Raw genomic sequence first — 10,846 nt, forward strand, 5'->3', positions numbered from 1 at the left:
AATAAAAAGCCATAAATAGCCTCAAGCCCAGCGCCTCGAAAGTAACTTAATGGAAGAATTGCCGTATATCCGGTCTCAAAAGGATTCCTAAAGCGAATATAGTTATACAATAATACCAGAACTATTGGAACAGCCGCCCCAATGATACTATATAGGGTAATATTCCTCAGCCAAACCAGACGATATTTCCATTCAGAATAATCTTTTATAGAAACGATGATCAAATATATAACAAAAGAGATACCAGCAATCGATGCCTGAGGTTTCGTGGCCACAGCCAATCCAAGCGCTAATCCTAAAATAACTCCCCACCCTGGCCGAGAAGAGCGCCGGTAAGAGAAAGCCGCATATATACTCAATAATAACCAGAGTGTAACCAGTGGTTCACTAAAAAAAGTTCTCGAATATATATGTATAAAAGTCGATAATCCAATACTTATCGATAAAAATAATGAGGTTAAATGCTGGTATCCTAACCAGCGTCCAGATAGATATAATAGCCCGACTATCGCACCTCCGACTAGACCATTTAGAGAGTTCACAAAGAATCTGGTCCAGTAAGCTTGAAATCCAGCCGGAAAGATATCGGCTACGATGCGCCCAATTAAATAAAATGGAATAGCTAGTAAAGACTGCAAAATTCCAGTAATAGCGTAATTCTTGCCATCAGCACCCCTGGCCCCCGTGGAAATCGAACTGGTCTCTGTCTTAGCTGGCACAGCAAGAGATCCCCGTTCAATTATTCCCTCTGTCACATAATAAATCATCTCTTCATCAGGAGAGTAAGTGTGACCACCAAATGTCGCCCAATATATGGCAGTAAAAAGACCAAACAGGAATAATGCAATCCGATAGTCAGACTTTTCCATCTGTCCCTCCATCTATCAAAGATATATGATTTGATAATCCAAAAAGAAGAGCAAGTTTAAGACATGTTCGGGCTCTTCCAGCACTCACGAACCTTCATGTGAGATCAGCCACTTTTGAGCCTACTGTATATGTAAAAGGTCACAATATTTTGTAATATCTTTCGAACATCACAAACCCTTAAATACAGATCGGTAAATTCCATATATTTGGAATATATGTTCCTCCAGCGACAACGGATTCGCCTCATGCATCCGCAACTTCTCACGCGGCAATCCATGGTTCAGAAGCTCCCAGATGCAGGATCGCCAGGCCAATACATTCCCCGGAGGACAGAGCCAGCCGTTGACTCCTGGGCGGATCTTCTCGGCCAGCGCCCCGAGATCCGAAGCGATCACCGGCACGCCCGCAGCAAGGGCCTCCTGAATGACCACCGGGGAGTTTTCATACCACAGAGAAGGCACCAGGAGCACGTCCGTCTCCGCCAGCACGCGCCCCACCTCATCGTTAGACACAGGCCCCTCAAAAGAAGTGGTGGCAGGGTCGGCCAGCCGGCGCAGCCGTTCCACGTAGTCCGGGAAGCGATGAGGATCTCCATAAATTCGCAGGACCGCGCGATCGGCCGGCAGGCCCCGAAAGGCCTCAACCGCAACGTGAACGCCCTTCTGCCAGGCCAGCGCTCCCAGATACGTAAAGCGAACGCGGCCATCGGGAGAGGGCCGCCAAGCATAGCGCCGGATGCGCTGAAGATCGATCCCATTCTCCAGATACAGAACGCGTTCCCGCGGCAGACCGGCCTGGACATATTTCTGGATCAGGAACTGCGAAGGAGCGATCCATCGATCGGCCTGAAGCATTGCCCGCCAGACCAGGTGGTCCCGGATTTGCATCAGGACCGCCGCAGCGGGCCGGAACCCGATGGCCAGCAGGGGATGGAACTGATTCGCCAGCGCGCAACGGCCGCAGTTTAGGCCCATCGCTTTCCCCCGGCAAACCCGACCGTCCGGCCAGATCAGCTGGGCGTTTCCGCACAGAAACCAGTAATCATGGAGGGTGAGCACGACAGGCATTCCCCGGCGCTTCGCCTGAGCAATCAATCTAAAGGAAAGAGTCATCAGATGCTGAACATGAACGATGTGAGGCTGTGTCTCGTCCAGAAATCGGGCGAATTTCTCCTCCACATCCGGATTCCAGAACGTGTCCATGAAGCGCGCGATCGCTGAAGAGGAGAAGCGATGGACAGGCCGCGAGATCCGGAATGCTCGGAATCCCTCTCGTTCCTCCCAGGCCTCGGCAGATCCCAGGGCGCTGGCTCGATCATCCCGGTAAAAGACAAATACCGCATGCCCTTGAGCGGCCAGCCCCCGCGCGAGATTCAGTGTGTAAATTTCCGTTCCCCCTGTGCTGGCTGGAGGGAACTTATGCACGATCAGCGCAATCCGCATGGGTATGCTCCCGCCACCAGCGCTCAAAGACGCGCTGATAGAAATCCACCAGTCGATCGACGTAGGCCTCAAAGCGCCATCGGGTATAGGCCTCACGGATGCCGTTCTCCCGCAGGCGCTGGCGCAGCTCCGGATCCTGCACCAAGCGGACGATCGCGGTCGCCAGGGCCGCCGGATCGTTGGGGGGGATCAACAGGGCAGTCTCCCCATCCCTGAAGCCTTCCGGAGTTCCTCCAGTGGTCGTTGCGATGACCGGAAGTCCGCATCCCATTGCCTGCAAGGGCGTGATGGCAAAGGGCTCCTCCCAGACGGAGGGGAACACAAAGATATCCGCCTCGTGCATCGCGCGAACCAGTTCCGGCCACGGAACGAATCCATGGAACACAACCTGATCCTCCACGCCTTCATCCCGGATCAGCCGGCGCAAATACTGCTTGAAGCCCTCTGCCCCATCGCCGAAGAGATCCAGGCGGAACCGGGGCATACCCTCCATCCTGGAAAGGATCCGCAGGGCACGGATCGCCACCTGAGGGCCCTTCCCTTCCCAGAGGGAGCCCGCAAAGAGCAACCGGACCGGATCACCCAGAGGATGCTCGGGCCCGGGCCGAAAGACGTGGGTGTTAATCCCCAGATAATGCGTCTCTATGATCTCGGGTGGGAATCCCGAGCGGATGTAGAGATCCCGGATGAAATTGGAGACCGTCACGATCCCATCTATTCGGACCCGACGAGCAATGGGGCGCTGGATCACCGCCCGGACGGCGTTCACAAACAGGCGCCCCATCAGCGTTTGAGGCCGCAACACCAAGCCCCAGTCCCGAAGAATGAAAAGCAGCCATCGATCGGCGACCTGAGCGATCACCGGACACGGCGCATCTCGGACGGCCAGAAGCGGCGCAGCCGAGGCCATGTAGAGATTGTCCACCAAGATCAGATCCGGCCGCAGACGCCTCACCAGGCGTCGCACATTTCGATATGTGCTTGGAGCAAACACATGATGCCGAAATAATTCCAGCAGCGTCAGGGATCGACCGCCTAAGAAGATGGCGTCCCGTTCATCCAAGCTGTAATGAAAGGCCTGGTGAACGAACGGCAGGCCATCCAGCTTTCGGCCTCTGGCGGTAATGGCATGGACCTCATACCCTCGCGCCCGGAGAGCCTCTTCGATATCATGGGTTAGCATCTCGTTCCCACCGACAATATAGGGCGGATACAGGTTAACCAAGCGCACAATTCGTTTCATTTTCATCGGCTTCGCTCCTGAATCACTTGCTCCACCAGGGCGATGAAGGGCTCTGTCAGCTCTCTCCAGTCGTATCGACGGGCCAGCCTCCGGCCCTCTTCGGACAGGCGCTGCCACATCGCGGGATCCGAAAGTATGCGGAGCACACCATCCGCGAATGAACGAGGATCATCAGCGATGAAGATGTTCTCGCCGGATCGAACATCCAGCCCCTCGGCCCCCACCGAAGTGGAAACGACGGGCAACCCCATCGCCATGGCCTCCACGATCTTCAATCGGGTTCCCCCACCCAGACGGAGGGGAACGATGAACACCGCCGCCTGCTCGTAATAGGCCCGCACGTCAGGCACGCTGCCCGTTACCTCTACGCCGGGGAGCTCCGCCAGTCGCTGGATTTCAGGTGGAGGTCGATGCCCCACAATCTGAACTCGAACATCCGGCCTGGCCTGACGAATTAAGGGATAAATCTCCGCAAAAAAATAGCGAACCGCGTCAATATTTGGGTAATAATGCATAGTGCCCACGAACAGCAGAACCGGAGGATCTCTTCGAGGCAAACCCGAGAGACGGAAATGGTCCAGATCTACTCCATTCGGGATCACTCGGAGGATCAATTCAGGAGCATCCCGACGAACGAATGCAGCATCCGCGTTCGAGCATACTACACAGGCCTGATAGATCGGCATTTTTTGGCGCTCGTAACGGCGCAGCTTGATAGCTTCGATATGCCAGAGGAATTTTTCAATGCCCCATGGAAGGGCAGCAGCCACCTCAGCAGCGTGAAGGGAGTCAATTTTCTGTCGAAGTGAAATACGGGGCAGATCTGGATGTAACTCGACGTAGGGTGTCATACAAAGTTCATCTGCAATCAATAAGTTATAGTTCTCTCTGCGTATCTCCACCCACGCTTGTAATAGGGACCGGGGATCTTGAAAATAATCGACGAGACGTGGCCAGGGATTCAGCATCATTTTTAGAAAGCTCCGCAGTCGCTGGGGCGTAGGGAGTTCAAACACCCGTAGCTTCCGAACCATCTGCTGAATAACGATCTTCGACTCTAGATTATAAAGCTCGCGAGAGGTAGTATATACATCTACTTGAAAATGCCCTGCAAGAGACCTAAGGAGATAGAAGCTGCGAATTTTGCCGCCCGTATTCGGCGGATAAGGAAGGTAAGGAGTAAAAAAAGCAATTTTATGTCTGCACAACATCATCTATTTTCACTCCCAACGCATAGATCTCCCGAGGCTTTGTCAGACCTATTAACTGATGCACATCAAGCTGCAGCTGACCGATCGCCCGATTCAGCCGATTGATCGCTTCATGCACATCAAGCTGCAGCTGATTAATTATCACCCACTCCTCGAACAAAACATTCTTCACGATAAAACGAGCGATTCGACGACGTATAGAAAACAGCCATCGGCCGATCGGCCCACGATTTCCGGGGAGATCCGGGATCTCAAACAGATCGATCGAACGATCCCAATAGCTTCGAATGAAAAAGGATGTATTCTGGGCATTAGAATTCACCGGACTTCGTCCAATTCCCCAATCATTCCGACAATGATTCCATTGCTCAGCAACAGCGTTCATCCTCTCTATCGCCTCCGGATGTGAGTTCGGAGGTAAATCCTGAACCCCCTGGGGAAGCCATTGGGTCTCTGGATTTTCACCGCTATTAATGTTTCGAAAGCCCGCATATTCCATCATAAATTCCAATAACGAACGGCTATACAGGCGCACATGGGTGGGATCTCGCCAGAACTCATAGAGATGAACGATCAGGCTCTCCGGATTCGGTGTAGCGACCAGGAAGATCCCATTAGGACGAAGCGCCTGATAGACCAGCTGGAAAAATCGTAAGACTTTGTCGGCGCCCATGTGCTCAATCACATTGCTGCAAAAAACGCCATCAAAGTCAGATTCATGACCAGCTAAGTATTCAAATAAATCCGCTTGGGCGACATTCAATCCTTTCGATCGACAGATCCGGATCATCTCCGCGTCAATGTCGATGCCGATTCCAGAAATCCCTCTCTCCCGCAACAGCTCCAGAAACTCTCCTTGACCGCAGCCCACATCCAGCACTCGGTGACAATTTGAAAAGAACGGGATGTAGAACCCAAGAACGCGCCGATTCCACTCTGGACTTGCCTCCCCGGCGCGGTAAACAAACTCATAAAATTGTCCTTCCACATCAAATTGGGAATTAAAACTGGACTCCATCTGTATTCCTCCTGTATCAGAGCAGCCCCGCTCATCCTTGAGCGTCCTGGATAGAGAACCAGCGAGCTTGTCCAAAAATCTGATTGTAGCAGAAGTTACACCTTCTCCCCCTCCCTTGCGTGAAGAAGGATTCGGTCCACCTTCGGGCTGCAATCGTTTCTCCAATACCGCAATCCTGGATCAGCCCACGCGCTTTGAGCTTGCGTTCATGACCGATTATGAGAACCCTTTTTATGCACAATGCTCTCAGAGGAACCCAGGGACTTTAGGTACTGCGAAGGCCGCCTCTCAGGACGATTTCCGCCTCCTCGCCCCTCCCTCTCGAGGCCGAACCGCCTTCCGCGTCCGCAACGGTTGCACCAGGGCCGCTCCCAACACCTCCTCCATTGTCTCGACGAAAATCAGCGTCATCCCCCGGATCTCCCGCCGGGGCAGATCGGCCAGGTCCCGCTGATTTTTCTTCGGCAGGATCACCCGCTGGATGCCCGCCCGATGGGCAGCCAGGATCTTCTCCTTCAGCCCCCCAATCGGCAACACCCGCCCCCGCAGGGTGATCTCCCCCGTCATCGCCGTGTCCCGCCGCACCGGGATCCCCGTGAAGGCCGACACCAGGGCGGTGGCGATGGTGATGCCCGCCGACGGCCCATCCTTCGGAATGGCCCCCTCCGGGACATGGATGTGCACGTCGGTCTTCTCGAAGCGCTTCGGCCGGATCCCGAAGTCCCGCGCCCGGGAGCGCAAATAGCTCATCGCCGCCTGGGCGGATTCCTGCATCACTTCCCCCAACTGCCCAGTCAGCAGCAATATCCCCTTTCCTTCCATCAAAGTCACCTCCACCGGCATCACCTCGCCCCCCGCCTCCGTCCAGGCCAGGGCCATGGCCACCCCCACCTGATCGGTCTCCTCCGCCCGGCCGTAATCATAACGCGGCGGGCCCAGGTAGCGCTCCAGAGCTGCCGGGACGATCACCCGCCGATACGGCTTCCCCTCCGCCGCCAGCCGCGCGGTCTTGCGACAGATGGCCGCGATCTCCCGCTCCAGGTTCCGCACCCCCGCTTCCGAGGTATACTCCCGGATGATCCGCCGCAGGGCGGCGTCGGTGAACTTCAACGGGATGTTCTGCAGCCCGTTCTCCTCGATCTGACGGGGGATCAGGAACCGCCGGGCGATCTGCACCTTCTCCCCCTCGGTGTAGCCCGGGAACTCGATCACCTCCAGCCGGTCCCGCAGCGCCGGCGGCACGGTGTCCAGGATGTTGGCCGTGGTGATGAAGAGGACCTTCGAGAGGTTATACGGGATCTCCAGATAGTGATCGGAGAACGCGTGGTTCTGCTCGGGGTCCAGCACCTCTAAGAGCGCCGCCGCCGGATCCCCCCGGAAGTCCACTCCGATCTTGTCGATCTCATCCAGCATGAAGACTGGGTTGATGGTCCCCGCCCGAGCCATGCCCTGGAGGATCCGCCCGGGCAGCGCCCCGATGTAGGTGCGCCGGTGCCCCCGGATCTCCGCTTCATCATGGATGCCGCCCAGAGAGATGCGAACGAACCGCCGGCCCAGGGCCTCGGCGATGGCCTTCCCCAGGGAGGTCTTCCCCGTGCCCGGAGGGCCCACAAAGCACAGGATCGGGCTGCGGCTGCGCTCCCCCGCCAGTTTGCGGACGGCCAGGAACTCCAGGATCCGTTCCTTGGCCTTCTTCAGCCCGTAGTGATAGCGCTCCAGCACCTCCGCCGCGTGGGCGATGTCCAGGTTGTCCTCTGTCTCCTCCGTCCACGGGAGCTCCAGGATCCAGTCGATGTAGGTGCGGATGATGCTGACCTCGGGAGAGAGGGGCGGCATCTGGGCGAGGCGATTGAGCTCCTTCTCGGCCCGGGCCCGCACCTCCTCCGGGAGGTTCTTGGCCTCCATGCGCTCCCGAAGTTCGTGGATCTCCTGCATGTAAACATCGACCTCGCCCAGCTCATGCTGGATGGCCTTCATCTGCTCCCGCAGGTAGAACTCCCGCTGGGTCCGGTCCACCTCCTGCTGGACCTGGGCCTGGATCTTGTTCTCCAGCTCCAGCACGTCCAGCAGCCGGGCGAGCAAAATCGAGAGGCGCAGGAGCCGGGCGGAGGGCTCGAAGATCTCGAGGAGCTCCTGTCGCTCGGCGGTCTTCAGGTTCAGGGTGCTGGCGATGAGGTCGGCCAGCCAGCCCGGCTCGTCGATGTTCATCGCGAACACATAGGCGTCCTCCGGGACGGCGCGGTCGAGCTGCACCACCCGCTCGAACTGGGAGAGGACCGCCCGCATCAGAGCTTCGGTCGCTGGCGGCCGGTCGGTCCGCTCCACGATCGGCCGGACCACCGCCCGAAGGTAGGGCTCCTGTTGAATGAACTCCAGCACCTGGACCCGCTGCTGCCCCTGGACCAGCACGCTGGTGGTGCCGTCCGGCATGCGCAGGATCCGGGCCACCGAAACCAGCGTCCCCACCGTATAGAGGTCCTCGGGGGTAGGATCCTCGATGTTCTCATCCCGTTGGGTGAGGGCCACCAGGGGCTCCTCCCGATGGACGGCGGCCTCGACCGCCCGCATGGATTTATCGCGGCCCACCAGGATGGGGGTCGCCATGCGGGGAAAGATCACCACATCCCGCAGGGGGAGGATCGCCGCCTCCAGCGTCTCCTCCCCTTCCATCGTTCGATCTAACGGCTCTTCAATGATCCGCTCCACGGTATCTCCTGAGGAAAATCTACAAAACGCCCTGAGGGCCATGCTTCCTTAGTGAAGGATTCTAACACGAAGAGGGAGGATCCAGCCAGGCCCGTCGAAGTGGAGCGCCCGCCTTCTCCTCGGCCGCAAAACGCTCCCCTCGCCCCATCCAATCCAAACCCCCCAGGCGCACCGCATCGATGCGTCCCCGGTTTCAGATTTCAGCGGGCGGCCCTCCGGGTGCCGCTCCGGCGCGTCAGAAGAGGCCCCGGTGGCGAAAGAGGGTCGCGAGGGGGGAGGATCATTCGCAAGGCTCGGGGTGGAGGGTGCGGTTTCGGATCTGGTGCTGGAGCCAGGTCGGCGCAATCCGGAAGAAGGCTGGACTTCCCCGCCAGACGAACCCTCCGTTCGACAGGCCCATGACCAGATGGGTTCCAGCAGGCAACATCCCCCGGCGGCTCTGCCGGAGCGCCCGGCGAACGGCTTCGTCGATGGCCGGGGTGACGGAGCCCAGCAGGGCTTCCGCGACAGGGGACCGCATGGCCGTATATCGGTCCCCCCAATCGACCCCGAACCCGATGGCATAGCGCCGCGCCGCCGCTGCGGCCTCAAAGAGGCCGGCGCTGCTTCCCCCCGCCAGCCCCAGGAGGATCTCCGCTCCCTCCTGATAGAGGCGAAGGGCCGCCTCGAACCCTGCCACCGGATCTGAAGTCGAGCCGACCTCTTCGACGAGGAGGTCCTCCGGGCGCACCCCGGCTGCGCGCGCTCCACAACGATAGCCTTCCAGGGCGGCCGAAGGCCCTGGGCCGATCAGCGCGCCGATCCGCCGGCCGATCCTCCCCTCCGCTTCGTCCTGCCCGGCGAGATGGCCCGCGATATACCCGGCCAACCATCCGGCTTCCCACTCATTGAAGGAGAGGATGAACACATTGGGAGGGATCACGGTTCGATCATTCAGGCCGAGGAGAACAAACTGCTTGCCGGGGAAGATGCGCGCCTGCTCCAGCCCCAGGCGGGCCGGGCCTTCCATCCCGACGATGAAAAGCCGATAGGCCGGCTCCCGCGCGGCTTCGCGGATCATCCGCTCCCAGGCGAGGGGATCTTCCCCCAACGCCAGGAGGGGAACCCTCACGCCCTCGCTGCGCTGGAAAGCCCCGACGCCCGCCGCCGCGAAATCGAAGGGGCCCCGATCGCCTTCCACCCCCTCGATGAGAAGGACCACAGAGGATAGCGGAGGCTGGCGCGCCGTCTCCCGACCGGCGCAACCGGAGAAGAGAAGAACCGTCAGGATCCCGATCCGAAACCCCGCCTTCATCCCTCGCTTTCCAGCTCCTCCCCCAGATCCGGGATCAGGCCCCGGGATCGGGCTTCCTCATAGCTCAGCAGTTCCCCTTCAGGCGAACTCACAGGGCCGATCTCCCATTCCTGAGAGAAGATTTCAGGCACGCTCTCCAGCGTTGAGGGCTCAGAAGCTACGGCGGAAGTTTCTGAAGGCTCTCCCCGCAAGGCCTGCAATCGGGTCCGGGCCTCCCGGAGCTCCAGCCAGGCCATGCCGGGCTTGATGGCGCGCGGGACGAGGGCAGCCAAGAACCCACCATCCTCCAGACGGACCACATACAGCACGCGCCCCTCCCCTTCCCAGGTCTGGGTAGCAAAGGCCGGCTCGCCCAGAGCGGCCGCCAGCGGCTCCTGGAGGGCGCCGATCTGGGCGATCCCCTGCGCCACCGCCCGGGCGGCGGAATCCGACAACAGCCCCTGGGTGGCCAGCAATTCCCCCCTCGTCCCCACCAGCACCACCAGCTCCGCGCCCAGCCGGCCATGCAATCCGCGCAGGATCTCCTCCGCCTGTGCGCGCTGGATCGGCGTTAGGGTAGAGGGCAGATCCGGCGTGGAAATCCCACCCGCGGTCTGAACTCCTGTCGCAGCGCGCGGAGCGAGGGCGCGGGATACCGCCTCCAGGACCTCCCCAGCGGTGAAGGGCTTGATGAGGAAATCGACGGCCCCTTCCCGGAAGGCCTGGGCCACCGTGGCGGCATCAGCGAAGCCGCTGAGGGCAACCACGGGAATCCCGGGCCAGGATTCCCGGAGGCGGCGGATCAGGCTCATCCCTCCCATTCCGCCCATCCGGAGGTCAGTGATCACCAGGTCGATCTCCACGTTCTCTAGGATCTGCAACGCCCGTTCGGCGCTGGGGGCCGTGCGCACCGTATAACCCGCCACCCCGAGGATGTCGCCCAGGGTCTGCAACACGTCGATGGAATCATCCACGATCAGCACACATGGGGACTTCGCCATTGGCCCTCACCCTATTGCCCTCTGAACGATCCCTGCTGAGGGTTCAGGACTTGCCTCTCCCCTCTATCCCCCACGCTGCTTC

At 59.1% G+C, this 10,846-nt stretch carries 8 protein-coding genes; all 8 read right to left on the reverse strand.

The features are described 5' to 3' along the window. On the reverse strand, positions 1-869 hold an 869-nt coding region (locus tag NZM16_RS13195; RefSeq protein ID WP_295480800.1), incomplete at its 3' end, for a phospholipid carrier-dependent glycosyltransferase. A gap of 168 nt (positions 870-1,037) precedes the next feature. Further along, positions 1,038-2,312, reverse strand: coding sequence for a glycosyltransferase family 4 protein (locus NZM16_RS13200; protein ID WP_295480802.1), 1,275 nt, complete (start codon positions 2,310-2,312; stop codon positions 1,038-1,040). Beyond that, a complete protein-coding gene (locus tag NZM16_RS13205) occupies positions 2,287-3,561 on the reverse strand; it encodes a glycosyltransferase family 4 protein (protein ID WP_295480804.1) in 1,275 nt (424 codons plus the stop codon). Before NZM16_RS13205 ends, NZM16_RS13200 begins: the two co-directional genes overlap by 26 nt. Next, on the reverse strand, positions 3,558-4,241 hold the full coding sequence (locus NZM16_RS13210; RefSeq protein ID WP_295480806.1) for a glycosyltransferase family 4 protein: 684 nt from the start codon (positions 4,239-4,241) through the stop codon (positions 3,558-3,560). The genes NZM16_RS13205 and NZM16_RS13210 overlap by 4 nt, the downstream gene beginning before the upstream one ends. Before the next feature lie 508 nt (positions 4,242-4,749). After that, positions 4,750-5,949, reverse strand: a complete 1,200-nt coding sequence (locus tag NZM16_RS13215) for a class I SAM-dependent methyltransferase (RefSeq protein WP_295480808.1) — start codon at positions 5,947-5,949, stop codon at positions 4,750-4,752. A gap of 123 nt (positions 5,950-6,072) precedes the next feature. After that, positions 6,073-8,454, reverse strand: a complete 2,382-nt coding sequence (lon, locus tag NZM16_RS13220; protein WP_367281034.1) for an endopeptidase La — start codon at positions 8,452-8,454, stop codon at positions 6,073-6,075. 316 nt (positions 8,455-8,770) lie between these two features. Then, entirely contained in the window at positions 8,771-9,784 is a 1,014-nt protein-coding gene (locus tag NZM16_RS13225; RefSeq protein WP_295480812.1) for a BMP family ABC transporter substrate-binding protein, read from the reverse strand. After that, a complete protein-coding gene (locus NZM16_RS13230) occupies positions 9,781-10,764 on the reverse strand; it encodes a response regulator (RefSeq protein WP_295480814.1) in 984 nt (327 codons plus the stop codon). Before NZM16_RS13230 ends, NZM16_RS13225 begins: the two co-directional genes overlap by 4 nt. Positions 10,765-10,846 lie beyond the last annotated feature (82 nt).

Source organism: Thermoflexus sp. (genome assembly GCF_025055495.1).
In the GTDB taxonomy this organism is placed as follows: domain Bacteria; phylum Chloroflexota; class Anaerolineae; order Thermoflexales; family Thermoflexaceae; genus Thermoflexus.